Here is an 18,859-nt window from a genome sequence, read left to right on the forward strand (position 1 = left end):
AGATGAATAATACGAGTATTGATCCAAACAAATTAGATCTTGAAGAACGTGTTGTCGCAATCAACCGTGTTGCGAAGGTTGTTAAAGGCGGACGGAATTTCCGTTTTGCTGCACTGGTTGTGGTTGGTGATAAAGATGGACACGTAGGTTTTGGAACCGGCAAAGCAAAAGAAGTACCGGAATCCATCAATAAAGCAGTTGACGATGCTAAGAAAAATCTGATTGAAGTACCAATCGTTGGAACAACTATTCCACATCAGATCAATGGTCGATATGGCGGCGGCAATGTGTTGATGAAACCTGCTTCAGAAGGTACCGGTGTTATCTCCGGCGGTCCTGTTCGTCCTATCCTGGAACTTGCAGGTGTTCATGATATCCTGACAAAATCACTCGGATCCAATACACCGATTAATATGATCAGGGCTGCTCTAAACGGCCTATCTCATCTGCAAACAGCCGAAGACGTAGCTCGGCTACGCGGCAAATCTGTCGAAGAACTGTTAAGATAGGAGGGAATAATTATGTCTAAACAATTAGAGATCACCCTCACGCGCAGTGTTATTGGTCAAACTGATAAACAGCGGGAAACCGTTCAATCGCTGGGTCTGAAAAAAATTCGTCAATCAATTGTACGTGACGATACGCCAGCTGTACGTGGTATGATTGATAAAGTAGATCATCTCGTCACGGTTAAAGAAATGGCCTAACTATATAGTTGAGGAGGAGGTGCACACAATGAAGCTTCATGAACTGAAAGCAGCAGAAGGAAGCCGCAATAAACGACAGCGTGTTGGTCGGGGCGTTGGTTCCGGAACCGGAAAAACGTCCGGCAAAGGCCATAAAGGGCAAAAAGCACGTTCAGGCGGTAACAACCGTCCAGGTTTTGAAGGTGGACAGTTGCCATTGTTTCAGCGTCTCCCGAAACGCGGATTCACAAATGTTAACCGCAAGGAATTTGCGATTGTCAATTTGGGGACTCTGAATCGTTTTGAAGAAGGAACGGAAATTACTCCTGAGCTGTTACTAGAAGAAGGTGTCATCAATAAGCCGAAGTCCGGTGTTAAAGTCCTTGGGAATGGGCATGTTGACAAAAAACTTGTTGTTAAAGCTCATAAATTCTCAGCTTCAGCGAAAGAAACCATCGAAGCAGCGGGCGGTCAAACAGAGGTGGTTTAATGTTCCGTACAATCTCCAATTTTATGCGAGTACGTGATATCAGACAGAAAATCTTATTTACATTGGCAATGTTAATTGTTTTTCGTCTTGGTACGTTCATTCCGGTTCCTTATACGAATAAAGAAGCAATCGACTTTATGAACCAGCAGAATGTTTTCGGATTTCTAAACACGTTTGGCGGCGGGGCACTTAAAAACTTCTCTATCTTTGCTATGGGGATCATGCCCTATATTACCGCATCGATCATTATGCAGTTATTACAGATGGATGTTGTTCCTAAGTTCACTGAGTGGAAAAAGCAAGGTGAAATGGGCCGCAAAAAGATTGCCCAGGTAACCCGGTATGGCACGATTGCACTGGCATTTGTGCAGGCAATTGCCATGTCAATCGGGTTTAATGCCATGGCTGGCGGTAAACTGATAAGTGATCCAAGTGTATGGAAATTTCTGCTGATTGCTATTGTATTGACAAGTGGAACATCATTTTTAATGTGGCTCGGCGAACAGATAACAGCAAATGGTGTCGGAAATGGTATATCCATTATCATCTTCTCTGGTATTGTTGCAGCCATTCCAAATGGTGTTAACCAGTTATATGCCCAATACTTTGTTGATGCCGGTGATGAATTATTCATTAACATTATCATTGTGGCTTTAATCGCTTTGGTTATTGTTGCTGTCACAGTAGGCGTCATCTTTATCCAGCAGGCGTTGCGCAAGATCCCTATTCAGTATGCCAAAAAGCTGGTCAATCGCTCACCTGTGGGTGGTCATTCCACGCATTTGCCAATAAAAGTGAATGCTGCTGGGGTTATTCCAGTGATTTTTTCGATTGCATTTATTATTGCGCCACGAACGATTGCCGGACTTTTTGAAGGGAATGAATTTGCAGCAACAATTGAAAACATCTTTGATTATACCCAGCCAATTGGGATGGTCATTTATGTTGCATTGATTATTGCATTTACGTATTTCTATACGTTTGTCCAGGTTAACCCTGAACAAATGGCCGAAAACCTGCAAAAACAAGGCGGCTATATTCCGGGCATCAGACCCGGTCAAAACACGGAGACTTATTTGACACGTGTGATGTATCGCTTAACCTTTGTGGGATCGCTTTTCCTCGCAGCAGTTGCTGTTCTGCCTATCCTTTTAGGCAGTATTGGAGGTGTGCCCCAATCGGTACAAATCGGCGGCACGAGTCTGCTGATCGTTGTAGGTGTAGCGCTGCAGACCATGAAACAACTGGAAAGCCAGCTGGTTAAGCGACACTATAAAGGCTTTATTAAATAAAGCGTGCTGCCAATGAGAGCGAGGGGAAATGATTGAATTTAATCTTGATGGGACTGCCGGGTGCCGGTAAAGGAACACAAGCAGAGAAAATTAATGAAGCGTATCACATCCCTCATATTTCAACAGGCGATATGCTCCGTTCCGCGATCAAGGACGATACGGAGCTCGGCAGGAAGGCTAAAACCTATATGGATGAGGGTGCACTTGTTCCGGATGATGTGACGATTGGCATCGTCGACGAAAGGCTGAAGAAAGATGACTGCCGGGAAGGCTTTTTGCTGGACGGATTTCCAAGAACCATTGCCCAGGCTGAGGCTCTGGAGTCGATTCTGAAAAATATGGGCCGGACGCTTGATAAAGTGCTGCATGTCAATGTGGCTGAAGATCAGCTGATCGAGCGTCTGACAGGCCGCAGAATTTGTCCAGTATGCGGAGCGACGTATCATGTCATTTATAATCCGCCTGAACAGGCAGGTTTATGTGACCTTGACGGCTCCGAGCTAATTCAGCGTGAAGATGATCAAGCTGACACAGTCAAAAACCGTATTGATGTCAATATGAAAGAAACAAAGCCTTTACTTGATTTTTATAATGATAAAGGTTATCTTGTTACAGTTGACGGTGATCAGATGATTGATCACGTATTTCAGGATATTCAATCAGCGATTAAACAATAAAGGATCCCGGTTGCATATCGATTGGATGCACTCTGGACCAGTTCACGGTATAATGGGTTCAGAAGGTGTTCATAACGATCCTGAACGCTTCGGTCATCAAGCGGCGCCCGCAGGTCAGGATCTGCCGCCTATTAACGAATAACGCTTTGTTAAGTAATTAATAGCTTAAGTGAAGGTGATCGTTGTTGGATGAAGCTGATTCAATTCCGCGAATAGGCCAAGTTGTTCGTATTTTGCAAGGACGTGAAGCAGGTCAGTACGCGGTTGTGTTAAAAATAATTGACGACCGGTATGTCTTGCTGGCAGATGGGGAAAAACGTAAATATGATCAGCCGAAAAGGAAAAACCTGAACCATGTTGAAGTAATGGATTTTGTTTCCCCGGAAGTCCAAAACAGCCTTCTGGAAACTGGTCGTGTCACAAATGGCAAATTGCGGTTTGCTTTAACTAAGTTTAGGAGTGAAATTGTGACTGATTTGAAGAAGGGAGATCAACACGATGGCTAAAGACGATGTTATTGAAGTGGAAGGTACTGTGACCGAGACCCTGCCGAATGCCATGTTTAATGTGGAGCTGGAAAATGACCATAAGATATTGGCCCATGTTTCCGGCAAAATCCGCATGCATTACATCCGCATTCTGCCTGGTGATAAAGTAACGGTTGAGCTTTCGCCGTATGATTTAACAAAAGGGCGAATTACGTACCGGTATAAATAGACTCTTGTGAGCTCCGATGTAAAAGGAGGTAAGATGATGAAAGTCAGAGCATCTGTAAAACCAATCTGTGAAAAGTGCAAGATTATTAAACGAAAAGGCCAGGTTATGGTCATTTGTGATAATCCGAAACACAAGCAAAGACAAGGCTAATTAATAAGGAGGTGCAAAACACTTATGGCACGTATTGCAGGTATCGATATTCCGCGTGATAAACGCGCAGTTATTTCTTTGACGTATATTTATGGTGTCGGCGATAGCACTGCCCGGGATATTCTCGAAGATGCAGGCGTCTCTGTTGATACGCGTGTGCGTGATTTGACTGAAGACGAGCTGAGCAGCATTCGTAAATCCATTGGGAATTATAACGTCGAAGGTGATCTGCGCCGTGACCAATCACTTAACATCAAGCGTCTGATTGAAATCGGATCGTACAGAGGTATCAGACGCCGCCGCAGTTTGCCAGTGCGAGGTCAAAAGACAAAGAATAACTCACGCACCGTTAAAGGGCCGCGTCGTGTAAAAAACTAATAAAGGAGGGAAATTTATATGGCACGTAAACAAAACACAACACGTAAACGCCGTGCGAAAAAGAATGTGAGTACGGGTATTGCGCATATCCGTTCCACATTTAACAACACAATCGTTACGATTACAGATGTGCAGGGAAATTCGATCGGATGGAGTTCTTCCGGCGCTCTTGGCTTTAAAGGGTCCCGTAAATCAACACCATTTGCTGCACAGACAGCTGCTGAAACGGCTGCTAAAAATGCCGTTGAAAATGGTATGAAGTCTCTTGAAGTGACTGTAAAAGGCCCTGGCGCTGGACGTGAAGCAGCTATTCGTTCACTGCAGGCAGCTGGATTGGAAGTTACCGCTATTCGTGACGTAACGCCAGTTCCACATAATGGCTGCCGCCCGCCTAAACGTCGTCGTGTATAAGGTGTCGTTGTTTAAAATTTGTCACTATGTCTATAATGGGTTATGATGGTTGAAATTGTATCCTTAATAGGATAATGACGTGTGCTTTTTAAGCCATGGTCAATGATCGTAAAGAACCTGTATCACCCAATGGATGAATCTGAAAACCAGTTTCAGCCCAGAGGTGGTAGTGACTGCAAAATACCAACTGCCTGTTTGGGGAATTTCGGTTAGACACTGATTGCAGTCTAACCGGGATTTCGACGTTTTAAAGGAGGGTTTTGGCAGAATGATCGAAATTGAAAAGCCGGGTATAGAAACGATAGAGACCACTGATGATGCGACATTCGGAAAATTCGTTGTCGAGCCGCTTGAACGTGGATATGGTACTACACTGGGAAACTCCTTGCGTCGTATCCTGTTATCTTCACTTCCGGGCTCTGCTGTTACATCCGTTCAAATTGATGGTGTTCAGCATGAGTTTTCAACAATCGAAGGGGTTGTTGAAGATGTAACCTCGATTATTCTGAACTTGAAAAAGCTTGCACTGAAAATTTACTCCGATGATGTGAAAACACTGGAGATTGATGTGCAGGGTGAAGGCCAAGTGACGGCTGCAGATCTGACTTTTGACAGTGATGTTGAAGTCTTGAATCCGGAACTTGTTATTGCAACCATTAATGGCAATGCAAGTCTTCATATGATGCTGACCGCAGAGCATGGGCGCGGCTATCGTACGGCTGAGGCTAACAAGTATGATGAACAGCCGATCGGTGTTATCCCAATTGACTCGATTTTCACCCCCGTTTCACGTGTCAGCTATCAAGTGGAAAATACGCGTGTCGGCCAGGTCAGCAACTATGATAAACTGACAATGGACGTAACCACAGATGGCAGCATTCGTCCCGAGGAAGCCGTTTCTTTAGGTGCTAAAGTGTTTAATGAGCATCTGAATATCTTTATCAGCCTGACGGATGAAGCACAGAAAACGGAAATTATGGTTGAAAAAGAAGAAGATCAAAAAGAAAAAGTTATGGAAATGACAATTGAAGAACTTGATTTGTCTGTCAGGTCCTATAACTGCTTGAAACGTGCCGGCATTAATACGGTACAGGAGCTTTCTAATAAATCTGAAGAAGATATGATGAAAGTGCGTAACCTTGGCCGCAAGTCACTGGAAGAAGTCAAGGAGAAAATGGCAGACTTAGGTTTGGGTTTGCGTGACGACGACTGATCGTCAATAACGCTATAATAGCCGATAGACTTTCAATAAAGGGAGGGAATAGTCCATGGCCAGAAAATTTGGGCGTGCAACCGATAAGCGTATGGCAATGCTTCGCAATCTGACATCGGATTTAATTATTCATGAACGAATTCAAACAACAGAAGCAAAAGCCAAAGATTTGAAATCGACAGCAGATAAAATGATCACACTCGGTAAACGCGGTGATCTTCATGCGCGTCGCCAGGCAGCTTCTTTCCTGTATGATCAGCAGGCAGATGAGGATAAAAAGGTTATCCAAAAATTGTTTGATGACGTCGCCGGCCGCTATGATGAGAGACAAGGCGGCTATACACGCGTTCTTAAACTGGGACCGCGTAAAGGCGATGGCGCAAACATGGCAATCATTGAACTGGTTTAATACAGGCGAATGGATAAGGGCAGGAGACAATCTCTTTTATGAGGTGAATCCAGGCCCTTTTTTTGCATAAAAGAACCGCCGCACTGTGCTGTCTTAACGCGATACAACAGTCTGGCTTATGACGTGTCTGGCGTATGAGAATAGAGCTGCAGAGCTATGGAGCTGAGATGAGAAAAGAAGGGGGAGCTGAGATGCGTGATAAACTGGTTGAATTTCGGAATGTATCATTCAGGTATTCGGAAGGGCAGCCCTGGGTATTAAATAATTGCTCATTTGAGATTTATGAAAATGAGGCCATGGCATTCATTGGCCATAATGGTTCAGGTAAATCCACGATTGCCAAGCTGATGAATGGTTTGCTGTTTCCGCAGGAAGGACAGATCATGATAAATGGCCGCCAGGTTACGCCGGAATCAATCTGGGATATCCGCCGGGATGTCGGCATGGTGTTTCAAAATCCGGATAATCAATTTGTCGGTACAACGGTGCAGGATGATGTCGCCTTTGGGATGGAGAATCGAGGCCTTCCAAGGCAGGAAATGGTCAAGCGGATTGACGAGGTTTTAACAGCTGTGGACATGAAAGACTACTTGCTGACAGAGCCGGATAAGCTTTCTGGCGGTCAAAAACAGCGTGTGGCGATCGCTGGTGTCCTGGCTATTTTTCCGCAAGTGCTTATTTTAGATGAGGCAACGGCGATGCTCGATCCGAAAGGCCGGACAGAAATTATGCAAACGGTGGCGGAGATTCAGAAACAGCGCCATTTATCTTTGATCACCATAACACATGATCTTCGTGAAGTTGTGCAGGCAGAACGTGTCATTGTCATGAATGAGGGCAGGATTTGGGCTGAAGCAGCGCCCCGTGACATTTTCGCCCGGAGAGCGGAACTGCGCGACATTGGTCTGGATGTTCCTTTTGTTGCAGCGCTGTCCGATAATCTTAAACAGGCAGGCGTGCCCATTACCCATGAGGCCTTAAACCACGAAGAGCTGCTGGAGGAATTATGGATATCACGTTCAAAGATGTAAGCTATATTTATCAGGACAAGTCGCCTTTCGCGCATAAGGCTCTCGCTGATTTCTCCTGCGCTATTCCATCCGGCTCCTTCACCGCCATTATTGGTCATACGGGATCGGGAAAATCAACATTGATTCAGCATTTAAATGGGCTGGTCCGTCCAACCAAAGGCGAAGTTGTCATGGGGGATTACCATCTGACGCCTCATGGCAAGCCGGGGGATATGAAAACGCTGCGCAGCCATGTTGGTGTTGTTTTTCAATATCCGGAGCACCAGTTGTTTGAAGAAACGGTCCGAAAAGATATTGCGTTTGGGCCGAAGAATTTTGGCGTCGCACCGGATGTGATCGATAAACGCATTGATGAGGTGGTGGCGGAGACAGGTCTGTCGCATGAGCTGCTGGAACGTTCACCGTTTGATTTGAGCGGTGGGCAAATGCGTCGCGCGGCAATTGCTGGTGTTCTGGCCACGAAACCGGATGTGCTTGTTCTGGATGAACCGACAGCAGGTCTGGATCCGCGCGGGCAGCGTGACATGATGGCCATGTTTTATGATCTGCATCAGGAGGAGAACCTGACGACCATTTTAGTGACACACAGCATGGAAGATGCCGTTAAATATGCCGATAATGTCATCATTTTAAATAACGGCGGCAAGTATATGGAAGGCAAACCGGAAGACGTGCTGACCCAGAAAGAGGCTCTGCATGACGTTCAGCTCGATGTGCCGGAAATAGTGCAATTCATTAATGCATTTAATGATAGGTTTAATCAGAATATCACTTTCCGGAGGCAATCAGCAGCCGAACTCGCAGAAGAGATGCGCGGGGTCCTGAAGGGGGACAGCCCCGATGAATAATGTTTTAATTATTGGCCAGTATGTGCCGGGTCAATCACTTGTCCATCGACTGGATCCCCGGACGAAAATAACGGTTATATTTTTCTTTGTTTTCATTGTATTTTTAGCTAATTCCGTTTCAAGTTACAGTGTGCTGATTGCCTTTGCGCTGGCAAGTATGCTGACGACCAGGATTCCCCTTCGCTTTATTTTAAAGGGACTGCTGCCTGTCTGGTTTTTGATCGTTTTTACGTTTATACTGCATCTGATTGTAACGAATGAAGGGACTGTTTTGGTCGATCTGCTGGGGTTTAAGATTTACTCAGGTGGGGTCATGCAGGGTTTTGCCATATCGATTCGGTTTTTCCTGCTTATCCTTGTCACATCGTTATTAACGCTGACAACGACTCCGATTGAAATCACCGATGCGATTGAGGCCATGCTTAATCCGCTGAAAAAGGTCCGGTTTCCCGTTCATGAGCTGGCGCTGATGATGTCGATTTCTTTAAGATTTATTCCGACACTTCTGCAGGAAACGGACAAAATCTCAAAGGCCCAGGCGTCAAGAGGCGTTGATTTTCGCACAGGGCCTGTTAAAGAGCGTATCAAAGCTGTTGTACCGCTGCTTGTGCCTTTATTTGTCAGTGCATTTAAACGAGCTGAGGAACTGGCAATGGCTATGGAGGCCCGCGGCTATCAGGGTGGTGAAGGACGGACGAAATTGCGTGAGCTGAAGCTGGCCAAGCGTGACTTTCTGATCTTTATGCTGTTTATTCTGGTGATTGCTGCCCTTTTGATGACGCGATATTATTAGGAAAGAGCTGAGGAACGTATGGCAAAAATTAAATGTGTGTTCAGCTATGATGGGACTCACTTTTCCGGCTTGCAGACCCAGCCGCACGTTCGCACAGTGCAGGGTGAACTGGAAAAGGCGCTCACAAAAATTCACAAGGGGACTCATATCCCTGTCTATCCATCGGGCAGGACGGACAGAGGTGTTCACGCAAAAGCACAGACGGCCCATTTTGAACCAGTGTTTCAGCTGTCGCCGATTGAGTGGAAGCGGGCTCTGAATTCAATGCTGCCAGCGGATATTTTTGTCGCTGAAACAGCCGAGGTGCCAGCATCGTTTCATGCCCGGTTCGATGTTGTGGAAAAAGAGTACCGCTATTATATTCTTAATGAAACCGAACCAGATGTGTTCAGACGAAACTATTTATTCCATTTTCCCCATCAGCTGGATGTCACCAGAATGCAGGAGGCAGGACATTACCTGGAAGGGACCCATGATTTCACGACGTTTGCTTCAGCTAAGGCAGATATCAAGGGTGGACGGGTCCGGACATTATATGACGTTTCCTGTCAGCAGGACGGCGGCGAAATCGTCATTATTGTAAGAGGTGACGGTTTTTTATACAACATGGTCCGGATTATTGCCGGCACATTACTTGATAGTGGCCGAGGGAGGCTGGAACCGTCTTCGATTGCTGACATGCTGGCACAAAAAGACCGCCGCTTCGGGGGCGATACGCTGCCGCCGCAAGGGCTCTATTTATGGCAAGTAACGTATGACGACACATTCTAGTGTTTATTCAGCATTTCCTGGGAAATAATCGACAAATGGCTATGAGTACGAGCTATTTAGCCGGCTCAAACCCAGCTTTAATGCTTGACATTCGAGTGGTTCTGGTATAATATGATGTGTGGTAAATTTATTTGAACCACGATTAGCCCCGGAAACTAATTGTGCTGAAATATTAAAACGTTAAACATTAATCGTAACAATGACTAAACGGTAAACGGAGGGAAAGATTATGCGCACAACGTTCATGGCAAATGAAAATAATATTGAACGCAAGTGGCTGGTTGTGGACGCTGAAGGCAAACGTCTTGGCCGGTTGTCCAGCGAAATTGCTTCAATCTTGCGCGGCAAACATAAACCAACGTATACACCACATGTTGATGGTGGTGATAATGTAATCATTATCAATGCTAGCAAAGTCGAACTGACTGGCAAGAAACTGACGGATAAAATCTACTATCGTCATTCCGGCCGGCCAGGCGGTCTTAAGGAACGTTCTGCTAACGAGATGCGTAAGAACCATCCAGTCAAACTGATTGAGACATCAGTTAAAGGTATGCTTCCTAAAGGCCCTCTTGGGCGCAAAATGGGCAAAAAGCTGCATGTCTACAGCGGCGCTGAACATCAGCATCAAGCACAAAAACCGGAAGTTTACGAGCTTCGCGGCTAATTAAAAGGAGGTAAATAACTTGGCACAAGTACAATATTACGGCACCGGACGCCGTAAAACGTCAACTGCACGTGTCCGTCTCGTTCCAGGTACAGGCCGTGTTGTTATTAACAAACGCAATGCAGAAGACTATTTCCCATATCAAACACAGCAAATTATTCTGAATCAGCCTCTTCAAGCGACGGAGACAGAGGGCACGTATGATGTGCTGGTTAACGTCGACGGCGGCGGCTTCACGGGTCAAGCAGGTGCGATCCGCCATGGTGTTGCCCGTGCACTGCTGAAAGCTGATCCGGATTTTAAAGATATCCTTAAGCGTGAAGGTTATCTGACACGTGATTCACGCATGACTGAACGTAAAAAGTACGGACTCAAAAGTGCCCGTCGTTCACCACAATTCTCGAAACGTTAATACACGCAAAACAGAAGCTCTCAATCAGGATTGGTTGAGAGCTCTTTTTAATAGGAAAAAGGCTTTAATGCTCATGGGAGGGATGATGATGACAACGATTAAACGTCTGGATCCAGAAGACGATGCTCATGCTATTTTTGCGCTGTCGCAGTTTGCGTTTCAATATGAGCTGTCAGAACAAGAGTTCAATGAACGAAAAGCTGATGCATCGCGGCATATTATTTGGGGAATGATGGATCATGATCAGATTGCCGCCAAAGTGCATCTGGTTCCGCTGTCCTGCTATATTAACGGCAAATCTTTTGAAATGGGCGGTGTCAGTTCCGTGGCAACTTGGCCTGAGTATCGCCGTCAGGGAGCGGTTAAGCAATTATTGCAGACCGCGTTGCAATATATGCGCGCCAATGGCCAGACCCTTTCCTTGCTGCATCCATTTTCCTTCGGTTTTTACCGGAAGTATGGCTGGGAATATGCGTTTTCGCAAAAGACGTATCGTATTTCGATTGCGCGTCTAAAACAGTCCTGGGATGTCGATGGTTATGTTCGCCGTCTGCATAATGACATTCCGGTCTTGGATCAGATTTACACAACGTATGCGCAGCACTACAACGGCATGCTTGTCCGTGATAACAAGTGGTGGAAGGAACGTGTCTTAAAAAATAATCAGCAGCAGGCGGCAGCCTATGATGCTCATGGACAGCCGCAGGGCTATATTCTGTACAGCGTGAAAGAGGGTCAGCTGATGGTGCACGAATTGATTGCTGAAACAGTTGATGCGTATAAGCAGCTCCTGAGATTTATCGCTAATCATGACTCCATGGCCGAAACAGTCACGATGACGGTGCCGGAGAATGATCCTTTGCCGCTGCTTGTTGATGAGCCGCGTTTTGAGCAGACGATCAATCCCTATTTTATGGCGCGGATCGTTGATGTTCATGCATTTCTGAAACAGTATCCATTTCTTAATGAGGGAGCTGAATCGGTGGCACTGCATGTGACAGATGCCTTCCTGCCGGAGAATAATGGGACGTATCAGCTGTCACAAACTGGTTCTGGACCTAATGTGACACACCTGCGGACTGAGAGCAGTCGTGAGGCAAGCGGTGTTCATTGTAATGTGCAGCAGCTGACTGTTATGCTGATGAGTTTTAAGCGCCCGCTTGAATTGTACCGGGCTGGACTGATTGCTGGTGACAGACGGGCTGTTGAATGTCTGGAAAGCATGATTCCGGACCAGCAGACTTATTTGCCTGATTTCTTTTAGCCTGAGGAGCATCTTACGTATCATTTTTCAGCGTCCTGCGTTAGAATAGTCATGGTTATTTCATAGCCTTGGTGTGACAGAATGGAAACATTTCGGTGAATATGATAAAGTGGTAATCGGGAAAGATGATCTGCGAGAACTCAGGCAGGACTCTGGCTGACAGGAACAGGCCATCTCATATGCCTGATCCGATAAGTGCAAAAAGGAGGGTGATATTCCATGGATTTCGTCTATATAGGTGTTTTTATATGCGCGCTGGCATTTGCACTTGTTGTTATTTATGCGTCACTCGTTTTAAAGCGTGCAGCCAACACCATGGAAAGCATCAGTCATACATTAAATGAAGTTGAGCAAAAAATGCACTATATCACACCTGAATTACAGAAGACGTTAGAAGAAACCGGGCAAACAGTTGATGATTTGAATGAGAAGCTGGCTGCCACCGACAGTCTGTTTACGGCTCTGGATGATGCAGGCGTGTCGGTTTATGAAGGAGACCGGTTTGTCCAGCGGCAGACAGACAAAACCGCCTCATGGGCGTCACCCAAAAACCGGAATCGGCTGACTAAAACAATTAAATGGGCTGATGTTATGTACAAGCTTTATAAACGAACGCGATCATAACAGCGTCTTAAACAATATCAGGAAATGAGGGTTCGATATGACTTTAACCGGAATCGGCGTCATACTGATCGGCGTCGCGTTTCTCGTCCTTGCTGTTTACTTGGCTTGGACTCTGAATAACCTGGCTCATGTGCTTCGCGGAATTGAGAAGACCGTCGAGCAGATGCCGAACCAATTAGATGACATTTTCCGGGAAACCGGACAGGTGCTTAATCAGACAAATGTGACGATATCACAAGTGAATGAGCAGCTGCGCACATTAAGCCCGCTGTTTTATATGGTGCAGGACGTCGGTGAAATGTCGCGGAAAGTAACGTCACCATTAGCGCGCTTCAGCAGCAAATTAAACAAAAACGCACCGGAAAATGAACAGCAGCATGAACAGGATAATTAAATCCCCTGACGTCAGGGGATTTAATTATTATTTCCGGCGCTGTAATACCGCATAGCCCAGCGCTAATGCGCCGTACAGGTCTTCCAGGTGATAGCGGCTCATCAGCGGATTATCTGTTTTGGCCTTCATCTCGTTATTAATAGCTGTACTCTCCGCTAACAGACTTTCGAGTGATGACACAATCCGATTGATAAACTGAAAAACGTGACCCAGTTTACTCAGTTGTTCATTCAGCTCGCTGATAGCACCGTTCGCTGAATGGATGGTGCCTTTTGTCCCTTCAATGACATCCCCGACCTGGCCTGGAAGCTCTTCTGTTGTCTTTTCCAGATTGCTGAGCACGTGCGTTAATGACTGGAGCGGTTTAATCAGCAAGGCTACAAGCCCAAGCAGAACCACGCCAATGATGATGACACCAATGCCTACCCACATGGCCTATCCTTCCTTTCCTAGTTAAAATACTGCGCTTCCTTTAACTATCATAAACCACATACTCGTCCCATACAATACAATAGGCACAACCACTAGGTAAGGGGCGAGCAATATGAAACGGTACAGCAAACGACTGATGTGGGGGCTCGGTTTTGTCCTTTTAGCATTTCTGATTCAATATCCGATTCAGCAAGCGGAATCAACCTGGGAAACGTGGTCCCTTCCGCTGTCCGGCCAGACGATTGTCATTGACCCGGGTCATGGCGGGCCGGATGGCGGATCGGTTGGTGGTGATGATGACGCGCTGGAAAAAGATATTGCGCTGGATGTTGCGAAAAAAACACGGGATTTTCTGCAGCAGTCAGGGGCGCTTGTCTATTTGACGCGGGAAGAGGATACAGATCTTGCTGCTGAGGATACCAAAGGTCTGTCACGGCGGAAGGCAGAGGATATACGCAAGCGGATGACGTTTATTAATGATCAAGACGCAGATCTTTTTATCACACTTCATCTGAATGCTCTGTCATCGGAAAAGTGGCATGGTGCCCAGACGTTTTATCATCCGGATAAAGAAGCCAACAAGCATTTGGCTGAGAGCATCCAGGCTGAAATCAAGCGCAATCTGGAAAACACATCACGGCAAACACTTCCTTTAAATAATATTTACTTACTGAAACATGCTAATGTACCGGGAGCACTTGTGGAAATAGGGTTTTTATCCAATGATAAAGAGCGGGAGCGGCTAAAAAACGAGACTTACCAGGAGCAAATGAGTGCAAGCATTTATGAAGGGATCCTGACATATACGACGGAGGACCCGGGCGACTGATTGTTAAGCCACCATCTCTGCTGCGGCCCGATTCGTATCACTTAGAATTTGGACAAACTGTGTTATAATCGGGGTGTAATCAAAAAAGTGACTGTGATTTATATAGATGGCAGAAAGGGATGGTGACAGATCATGTTATCAGAAGAAGAGATACAGAACCTGCTTAATCCTGTCCAGGACCCGTTTTTACATAGGACGCTTGAGGAAACAGGCGGTGTCCGCAGTATTTCCATAAAGGAAGAGAAAAAGCATGTCAGCGTGAAGGTTGGCATTGGCAAGACGAACACGCCTGAGCAAATGGAATTGCAGCAGGAAATTGTCAGCATTTTAAAGAAAAACGGTGCGGCAACAGTCGGGCTTCGTTTCGAACAATTGCCTGATGACGTCATTGAGAAATATCAGTCCGATGCCGAGGCTGAGGATGAAAAGGACTTGCTTGGTGTGAGCAAGCAGCCGAACTTTATTTCCGTATCCAGCGGTAAAGGCGGCGTCGGCAAATCAACGGTCACGGTTAACCTGGCGATGTCGCTCACGCGGCTCGGGCAGAAAGTCGGCATTATCGATGCGGATATCTACGGATTCAGTATTCCGGACATGATGGGCATTGAAAACAGACCGCAAGTACGCGGTGAAACGATCATACCGGTTGAGCGGTACGGGGTCAAAGTCATGTCTATGGGCTTTTTTGTTGAGGATAACTCCCCGGTTATCTGGCGTGGCCCAATGCTTGGCAAAATGCTGAATAACTTTTTCCAGGAAGTCGAGTGGGGTGACCTGGACTATCTGCTTCTGGATTTACCGCCAGGAACAGGGGATATTGCCATGGATGTTCATGATCTAATTCCATCGGCTAAAGAACTTATCGTGTCCACGCCTCATCCATCGGCGGCCTTCGTGGCAGCGCGAGCCGGGCAGATGGCAATCAAAACGGAGCATGAAATTCTCGGTGTGATTGAAAATATGGCTTACTTTGAAAGCAAGAAGACCGGGGAACGCGAATATGTCTTCGGCAGCGGCGGCGGCAAGAAGCTTGCAGAAGTGCTGCAGACAAAAGTGATTGGTCAGCTGCCGCTGCAGCAGCCATATGAAAATGAGGATGATGAATTTGCGCCTTCAATTTACCAGGAAGATCACCCGCTTGGGAAGGAATATCACAAAATAGCGTCGATGATCATGGCTAAAATGGAGGAAGAAGAATAGAACAGAATCTGTAAACATGAAAAGCACCCCGAAAATGAGATGTTTGCTCTCATTTCGGGGTTCTGGACAGGTGCATGAAGGTGTCACCTCTTTCAAAGGGAGTTCGGCAGGCAGCGTCGTGAATCGTACGCCTTAGCCACTGCCGCTGCCTCCTCCCTTTGATTGTTTTTTCTTCTTGCTGGATTGTTCCTCAGCCGCCTTTAGGATGATTTTGTTCATTTTCTTCTGCAACTTCGGTGTTTCCATAGTGTTGTTGATCGTCTTTTCCAAATGCTTATTAAATTCCTGGCTCTTCAGAACACTGACCATATGACTGGTCATTTGCGGATCCTTCATAACGTCCAGCATCTGCTTCTGAAATTCCGAATCCTTCATCAGATCTTTCATCAATTTTTTGTGTTCCTTTGCCATGGAATTAGCATACGTTTTCACAAAAGCCGGATCTTCGAACAGTTTTTTCCACATATCAGTAGCTTTATCGGAAGACAGTGTTTTTTCGACCGATTTCTTCATCATATCAGAGTCCATTACAAGCTGCTGTTTCATGCTTTCGTCTGACAGCATGTTCTTCAGGGCTTTTTTTCCATCGTCGGTCTGTAGTATATCAACGACCATTTTTTTGGTTTCGTCATAGTTCTTTTCGTTACCGGAAGCACTTTGTCCGCTGCAGCCGGTGATAAAAAAAACGGTCACCAGGATAAGGGACATTAAAGACATCCGAAACATAAGTTCAGAATCCTCCTTCCTGTTGTCTTTACTATGTGTTGTAAAGCAGCTGGCTATGTGCGCTCACGCCTTCCAAAATGAGGGCTGGCTGCATGTTCTAATAAAGGAAAAACAGATGAGTTCGTGTTAAAATATGGTGTACATGTTAACATTTGTATGAGCATAGTCTTTGGGAGGAACATAAATGACGAGTCGAAAATTGGTCGGGTTGTTTGTTAAAACACTGCTACTGGGCGGAATTGTTGGGCTTATTACCAGTTTTTTCATTAAGCCGGCATCTTACGCTGTTAACTTAAGCCCGTTTGATGCTTTTGAATTGCTGGGGGTTATCCTCTTTTTTCTTGTTATGGGTTTTTTATCAAGCGTTATCAGTCAGGCCGGTTTTTTTGCCTATTTATTCGTAAACCAGTTTGGTCTCAGTTTGTTTCGTTCGTTTTGGCCAACGGTGCAAACGCTGCTGATCGCCTTTGTTGTGTTTGATCTAGTTTATTTTCCTTATTCAGAAGCGAGTGGCGATGTCTCCTTGGGCTGGTTTATCTTAATGGCGGCAGCTATTCTTGGTTACGGCTGGGTTATATCGGAAATTAAAGCACGTGAGACGAAGCGGCGGGCTTTTATACCAGCGTTGTTTCTCATGGTTGTCATGACTACAGTTGAATGGGTGCCTGGCCTGCGCACAACCGGGACCGATTATGCCTGGCTCATGATTATACCCCTGCTGGCCTGCAATACATATCAATTACTGATACTTCATCGCTTAACAGGCAGCGGGAACGCCGATAATGGGGCAAAAACCAATACTAAAGTTAAGACAAATCAATCAAAAGCCTGATGAACCCCCCAATGCGTCAGCCTGCATTGGGGTTCACTTTTGATTGTGCAAAATGCTGTCTGTCAGCCGGATGGCACATACTTAGTCAGCGAGCTGTGAGTCCGCATGGGCTTGGTTAATCAGTTCAGATATTGTGACAAATTGAAATCCTTTTTCCTGCAGTCCCGGCAAAATTGTCTGTAATGCGTTTGCTGTTTGTTTAGCCGAATCGGATGCATGCATTAAGATAATGTCCCCGTTTTCTGTCTGTTTCATGACCATATCCGTGATCGATTGTGTCCCCGGATTTTTCCAATCATTCGGATTAACTCCCCAGTGCGTGACAGTGAGTCCCTGTTTCTCTGCCAATTCAATAATATCCTCGTCAAAATGGCCGTTAGGCGGCCGCAGCAGATCAACGTCCTCATAGCCCATTTTATCAAATACATCTCTGGCTTCCGCTAAATCCTCCCGTACGGTCTCGATGTCCTGTTCAAGATAGCTTTCATAACGGTATCCGAGCATACCGAGTTCATGTTTTTGGTCTGTGATTTCCTCTACGATATCCGGATGGTTTTCAGCCCATTCGCCGCTGACAAAGAAAGTAGCTTGTACACCACTTTTTTCTAATTCATCCAATATGCCGTGCACCTTCTCGTCACCCCAGCTGATATTAAAGGTTAAAGCGATGCCATCCTCATTAGCATTCCCTTTAGTCAGGGCCGTTGGTTCCTCTTGAGATACAACAGAATAAGCGCCATCCCTTTCAATCCAGAGAAATAAGGCAGCAAAAAGCGCCAGCGCCATAATGAGTATATAACGTTTCCATTTCACAGCTTTCACCACATAAAAATGACTCACTACTATCATTCCTCTCCACACAAACCTTATTTCATTCTATGGCTGGTGATGCTGCAATATGAACAAGCCTGATAAAAAATGTATAAGCACGTTTCAGGTCGAGAAGGATAAAACAACACAGCTGGAAATCGTAACAATTGCAGGGAAATATTTTTAGACAGGGATGGGTTTTACTTATGATTGGATTTTTGCTGAATGGTACAGAAGAGAGGGAAATGGAGTATATTATCCGGCGTGAACTGGAGGAGATTTTATTAGATATGGACGATCATCGGATTGATCACGTGGTTAAGCATGTGATGCAGGAACGCTATCAGACGCTATTCAACTTATACCGGCGAATTGCCAGCAGGAGGGAATGTCTGAAATACATGCCAAAGCGGACAGGTGACCGGTAGTAATAGGGGTTATTAGTCAGCATACTCTGCATGATAGCAGGAGCAGACGATGGTCGAATGGCAGCTGTATTATGGTCCGGGGAAATTTTATTTAACATTTTTTGTTTCAGCACTTGCACTGAATAAATCATTATGCTATAGTATTTTCTGTTGCTTCAAAAGAAAAGCACTTTTTGCCGAAAAAAGCCGAAAAAAGTGAGTCAAAAAGTTATTGACACTTCGTTGCAACCATGATATATTATTACTTGTCGTTGAAGACAACAGCAATAAATTGCTCCTTGAAAACTGAACAAAACAACCAGCCTGAAACAGATGTCAGGTAAGAGGCTCCCGGTCATATGTATTCATATGATTGGATGAAGCTTTTTGAGACAT

The 18,859-nt window shown here is 45.6% G+C and carries 28 protein-coding genes; 25 read left to right on the top strand and 3 right to left on the bottom strand.

The features are described from left to right. Positions 1-2 precede the first annotated feature (2 nt). The 21 genes from rpsE (at position 3) to ACFQU8_RS05505 (ending at position 13,227) form a co-directional block, all read left to right on the top strand. Positions 3-509 carry a 30S ribosomal protein S5 gene (gene rpsE, locus ACFQU8_RS05405; protein WP_382358179.1) on the top strand — a complete coding sequence of 169 codons (507 nt, stop codon included), beginning with the start codon at positions 3-5 and terminating at the stop codon, positions 507-509. 12 nt (positions 510-521) lie between these two features. Beyond that, on the top strand, positions 522-707 hold the full coding sequence (rpmD, locus tag ACFQU8_RS05410; protein ID WP_382358180.1) for a 50S ribosomal protein L30: 186 nt from the start codon (positions 522-524) through the stop codon (positions 705-707). Between the two features lie 28 nt (positions 708-735). Then, entirely contained in the window at positions 736-1,176 is a 441-nt protein-coding gene (gene rplO / locus ACFQU8_RS05415) for a 50S ribosomal protein L15 (protein ID WP_382358181.1), read from the top strand. Continuing rightward, on the top strand, positions 1,176-2,468 hold the full coding sequence (secY, locus tag ACFQU8_RS05420; RefSeq protein WP_382358182.1) for a preprotein translocase subunit SecY: 1,293 nt from the start codon (positions 1,176-1,178) through the stop codon (positions 2,466-2,468). The genes rplO and secY overlap by 1 nt, the downstream gene beginning before the upstream one ends. A gap of 32 nt (positions 2,469-2,500) precedes the next feature. Then, positions 2,501-3,145, top strand: a complete 645-nt coding sequence (locus tag ACFQU8_RS05425; RefSeq protein ID WP_382358183.1) for an adenylate kinase — start codon at positions 2,501-2,503, stop codon at positions 3,143-3,145. A gap of 185 nt (positions 3,146-3,330) precedes the next feature. Beyond that, positions 3,331-3,651 (top strand): KOW motif-containing protein, encoded by a 321-nt coding sequence (locus ACFQU8_RS05430; protein ID WP_382358184.1) that lies wholly within the window; start codon positions 3,331-3,333, stop codon positions 3,649-3,651. After that, positions 3,644-3,862 (top strand): translation initiation factor IF-1, encoded by a 219-nt coding sequence (gene infA / locus ACFQU8_RS05435; protein WP_382358185.1) that lies wholly within the window; start codon positions 3,644-3,646, stop codon positions 3,860-3,862. Before ACFQU8_RS05430 ends, infA begins: the two co-directional genes overlap by 8 nt. Before the next feature lie 36 nt (positions 3,863-3,898). Continuing rightward, a complete protein-coding gene (gene rpmJ, locus ACFQU8_RS05440; protein WP_382358186.1) occupies positions 3,899-4,012 on the top strand; it encodes a 50S ribosomal protein L36 in 114 nt (37 codons plus the stop codon). Between the two features lie 24 nt (positions 4,013-4,036). Then, positions 4,037-4,390 (top strand): 30S ribosomal protein S13, encoded by a 354-nt coding sequence (rpsM, locus tag ACFQU8_RS05445; protein WP_382358187.1) that lies wholly within the window; start codon positions 4,037-4,039, stop codon positions 4,388-4,390. Positions 4,391-4,408: 18 nt separating this feature from the next. Further along, on the top strand, positions 4,409-4,801 hold the full coding sequence (gene rpsK, locus ACFQU8_RS05450; RefSeq protein ID WP_382358188.1) for a 30S ribosomal protein S11: 393 nt from the start codon (positions 4,409-4,411) through the stop codon (positions 4,799-4,801). A 268-nt stretch (positions 4,802-5,069) separates the two neighbouring features. Further along, positions 5,070-6,014 (top strand): DNA-directed RNA polymerase subunit alpha, encoded by a 945-nt coding sequence (locus ACFQU8_RS05455; protein ID WP_382358189.1) that lies wholly within the window; start codon positions 5,070-5,072, stop codon positions 6,012-6,014. A 55-nt stretch (positions 6,015-6,069) separates the two neighbouring features. Next, positions 6,070-6,423: a 50S ribosomal protein L17 gene (rplQ, locus tag ACFQU8_RS05460; RefSeq protein WP_382358190.1), complete on the top strand. Its 354-nt coding sequence runs from the start codon at positions 6,070-6,072 to the stop codon at positions 6,421-6,423. A 191-nt stretch (positions 6,424-6,614) separates the two neighbouring features. Next, positions 6,615-7,454, top strand: coding sequence for an energy-coupling factor ABC transporter ATP-binding protein (locus tag ACFQU8_RS05465; RefSeq protein WP_382358191.1), 840 nt, complete (start codon positions 6,615-6,617; stop codon positions 7,452-7,454). Beyond that, positions 7,430-8,302: an energy-coupling factor transporter ATPase gene (locus tag ACFQU8_RS05470; protein WP_382358192.1), complete on the top strand. Its 873-nt coding sequence runs from the start codon at positions 7,430-7,432 to the stop codon at positions 8,300-8,302. Before ACFQU8_RS05465 ends, ACFQU8_RS05470 begins: the two co-directional genes overlap by 25 nt. Then, positions 8,295-9,095: an energy-coupling factor transporter transmembrane component T family protein gene (locus ACFQU8_RS05475; protein ID WP_382358193.1), complete on the top strand. Its 801-nt coding sequence runs from the start codon at positions 8,295-8,297 to the stop codon at positions 9,093-9,095. The genes ACFQU8_RS05470 and ACFQU8_RS05475 overlap by 8 nt, the downstream gene beginning before the upstream one ends. A gap of 18 nt (positions 9,096-9,113) precedes the next feature. After that, positions 9,114-9,866, top strand: a complete 753-nt coding sequence (gene truA / locus ACFQU8_RS05480) for a tRNA pseudouridine(38-40) synthase TruA (protein WP_382358194.1) — start codon at positions 9,114-9,116, stop codon at positions 9,864-9,866. Between the two features lie 229 nt (positions 9,867-10,095). Further along, the gene (gene rplM, locus ACFQU8_RS05485; RefSeq protein ID WP_382358195.1) at positions 10,096-10,533 is read left to right on the top strand and encodes a 50S ribosomal protein L13; all 438 of its coding nucleotides are present in this window, start codon (positions 10,096-10,098) and stop codon (positions 10,531-10,533) included. Between the two features lie 19 nt (positions 10,534-10,552). Then, positions 10,553-10,945, top strand: a complete 393-nt coding sequence (gene rpsI, locus ACFQU8_RS05490; protein ID WP_382358196.1) for a 30S ribosomal protein S9 — start codon at positions 10,553-10,555, stop codon at positions 10,943-10,945. Positions 10,946-11,033: 88 nt separating this feature from the next. After that, the gene (locus ACFQU8_RS05495) at positions 11,034-12,209 is read left to right on the top strand and encodes a GNAT family N-acetyltransferase (protein ID WP_382358197.1); all 1,176 of its coding nucleotides are present in this window, start codon (positions 11,034-11,036) and stop codon (positions 12,207-12,209) included. A 219-nt stretch (positions 12,210-12,428) separates the two neighbouring features. Further along, complete coding sequence (locus ACFQU8_RS05500) at positions 12,429-12,833, top strand: DUF948 domain-containing protein (RefSeq protein WP_382358198.1); 405 nt, start codon at positions 12,429-12,431, stop codon at positions 12,831-12,833. Between the two features lie 37 nt (positions 12,834-12,870). Next, the gene (locus ACFQU8_RS05505; RefSeq protein WP_382358199.1) at positions 12,871-13,227 is read left to right on the top strand and encodes a DUF948 domain-containing protein; all 357 of its coding nucleotides are present in this window, start codon (positions 12,871-12,873) and stop codon (positions 13,225-13,227) included. Between the two features lie 27 nt (positions 13,228-13,254). Here the strand turns inward: ACFQU8_RS05505 and ACFQU8_RS05510 are convergent, their stop codons facing one another. Further along, entirely contained in the window at positions 13,255-13,659 is a 405-nt protein-coding gene (locus ACFQU8_RS05510; RefSeq protein ID WP_382358200.1) for a DUF948 domain-containing protein, read from the bottom strand. Positions 13,660-13,771: 112 nt separating this feature from the next. On the opposite strand from ACFQU8_RS05510, the gene cwlD reads away from it, so the two are divergent. Continuing rightward, a complete protein-coding gene (cwlD, locus tag ACFQU8_RS05515) occupies positions 13,772-14,488 on the top strand; it encodes an N-acetylmuramoyl-L-alanine amidase CwlD (RefSeq protein WP_382358201.1) in 717 nt (238 codons plus the stop codon). 132 nt (positions 14,489-14,620) lie between these two features. Continuing rightward, complete coding sequence (locus ACFQU8_RS05520) at positions 14,621-15,688, top strand: Mrp/NBP35 family ATP-binding protein (RefSeq protein ID WP_382358202.1); 1,068 nt, start codon at positions 14,621-14,623, stop codon at positions 15,686-15,688. A gap of 132 nt (positions 15,689-15,820) precedes the next feature. On the opposite strand, the gene gerD is transcribed toward ACFQU8_RS05520, so the two are convergent. Further along, positions 15,821-16,414: a spore germination lipoprotein GerD gene (gene gerD / locus ACFQU8_RS05525; RefSeq protein WP_382358203.1), complete on the bottom strand. Its 594-nt coding sequence runs from the start codon at positions 16,412-16,414 to the stop codon at positions 15,821-15,823. A 184-nt stretch (positions 16,415-16,598) separates the two neighbouring features. Between gerD and ACFQU8_RS05530 the strand changes: the two genes are divergently transcribed. Beyond that, positions 16,599-17,246: a KinB-signaling pathway activation protein gene (locus tag ACFQU8_RS05530; protein ID WP_382358204.1), complete on the top strand. Its 648-nt coding sequence runs from the start codon at positions 16,599-16,601 to the stop codon at positions 17,244-17,246. A gap of 81 nt (positions 17,247-17,327) precedes the next feature. Here ACFQU8_RS05530 and pdaB read toward each other — a convergent pair whose 3' ends face one another. Further along, positions 17,328-18,086 (bottom strand): polysaccharide deacetylase family sporulation protein PdaB, encoded by a 759-nt coding sequence (pdaB, locus tag ACFQU8_RS05535; RefSeq protein ID WP_382358205.1) that lies wholly within the window; start codon positions 18,084-18,086, stop codon positions 17,328-17,330. A 176-nt stretch (positions 18,087-18,262) separates the two neighbouring features. Between pdaB and ACFQU8_RS05540 the strand changes: the two genes are divergently transcribed. Beyond that, entirely contained in the window at positions 18,263-18,484 is a 222-nt protein-coding gene (locus ACFQU8_RS05540; protein ID WP_382358206.1) for a hypothetical protein, read from the top strand. The last annotated feature ends 375 nt before the right edge of the window (positions 18,485-18,859 follow it).

Source organism: Lentibacillus kimchii (assembly GCF_042666895.1).
Classification (GTDB): Bacteria; Bacillota; Bacilli; order Bacillales; family Amphibacillaceae; genus Lentibacillus; species Lentibacillus kimchii.

Bases quoted from the DNA above. Each gene is read 5' to 3' on its own strand.
- rpsE (WP_382358179.1), top strand. From the start codon at position 3: ATGAATAATACGAGTATTGATCCAAACAAATTAGATCTTGAAGAACGT.
- rpmD (WP_382358180.1), top strand. From the start codon at position 522: ATGTCTAAACAATTAGAGATCACCCTCACGCGCAGTGTTATTGGTCAA.
- rplO (WP_382358181.1), top strand. From the start codon at position 736: ATGAAGCTTCATGAACTGAAAGCAGCAGAAGGAAGCCGCAATAAACGA.
- secY (WP_382358182.1), top strand. From the start codon at position 1,176: ATGTTCCGTACAATCTCCAATTTTATGCGAGTACGTGATATCAGACAG.
- infA (WP_382358185.1), top strand. From the start codon at position 3,644: ATGGCTAAAGACGATGTTATTGAAGTGGAAGGTACTGTGACCGAGACC.
- rpmJ (WP_382358186.1), top strand. From the start codon at position 3,899: ATGAAAGTCAGAGCATCTGTAAAACCAATCTGTGAAAAGTGCAAGATT.
- rpsM (WP_382358187.1), top strand. From the start codon at position 4,037: ATGGCACGTATTGCAGGTATCGATATTCCGCGTGATAAACGCGCAGTT.
- rpsK (WP_382358188.1), top strand. From the start codon at position 4,409: ATGGCACGTAAACAAAACACAACACGTAAACGCCGTGCGAAAAAGAAT.
- ACFQU8_RS05455 (WP_382358189.1), top strand. From the start codon at position 5,070: ATGATCGAAATTGAAAAGCCGGGTATAGAAACGATAGAGACCACTGAT.
- rplQ (WP_382358190.1), top strand. From the start codon at position 6,070: ATGGCCAGAAAATTTGGGCGTGCAACCGATAAGCGTATGGCAATGCTT.
- ACFQU8_RS05465 (WP_382358191.1), top strand. From the start codon at position 6,615: ATGCGTGATAAACTGGTTGAATTTCGGAATGTATCATTCAGGTATTCG.
- ACFQU8_RS05470 (WP_382358192.1), top strand. From the start codon at position 7,430: ATGGATATCACGTTCAAAGATGTAAGCTATATTTATCAGGACAAGTCG.
- ACFQU8_RS05475 (WP_382358193.1), top strand. From the start codon at position 8,295: ATGAATAATGTTTTAATTATTGGCCAGTATGTGCCGGGTCAATCACTT.
- truA (WP_382358194.1), top strand. From the start codon at position 9,114: ATGGCAAAAATTAAATGTGTGTTCAGCTATGATGGGACTCACTTTTCC.
- rplM (WP_382358195.1), top strand. From the start codon at position 10,096: ATGCGCACAACGTTCATGGCAAATGAAAATAATATTGAACGCAAGTGG.
- ACFQU8_RS05495 (WP_382358197.1), top strand. From the start codon at position 11,034: ATGACAACGATTAAACGTCTGGATCCAGAAGACGATGCTCATGCTATT.
- ACFQU8_RS05500 (WP_382358198.1), top strand. From the start codon at position 12,429: ATGGATTTCGTCTATATAGGTGTTTTTATATGCGCGCTGGCATTTGCA.
- ACFQU8_RS05505 (WP_382358199.1), top strand. From the start codon at position 12,871: ATGACTTTAACCGGAATCGGCGTCATACTGATCGGCGTCGCGTTTCTC.
- ACFQU8_RS05510 (WP_382358200.1), bottom strand. From the start codon at position 13,659: ATGTGGGTAGGCATTGGTGTCATCATCATTGGCGTGGTTCTGCTTGGG.
- cwlD (WP_382358201.1), top strand. From the start codon at position 13,772: ATGAAACGGTACAGCAAACGACTGATGTGGGGGCTCGGTTTTGTCCTT.
- ACFQU8_RS05520 (WP_382358202.1), top strand. From the start codon at position 14,621: ATGTTATCAGAAGAAGAGATACAGAACCTGCTTAATCCTGTCCAGGAC.
- gerD (WP_382358203.1), bottom strand. From the start codon at position 16,414: ATGTTTCGGATGTCTTTAATGTCCCTTATCCTGGTGACCGTTTTTTTT.
- ACFQU8_RS05530 (WP_382358204.1), top strand. From the start codon at position 16,599: ATGACGAGTCGAAAATTGGTCGGGTTGTTTGTTAAAACACTGCTACTG.
- ACFQU8_RS05540 (WP_382358206.1), top strand. From the start codon at position 18,263: ATGATTGGATTTTTGCTGAATGGTACAGAAGAGAGGGAAATGGAGTAT.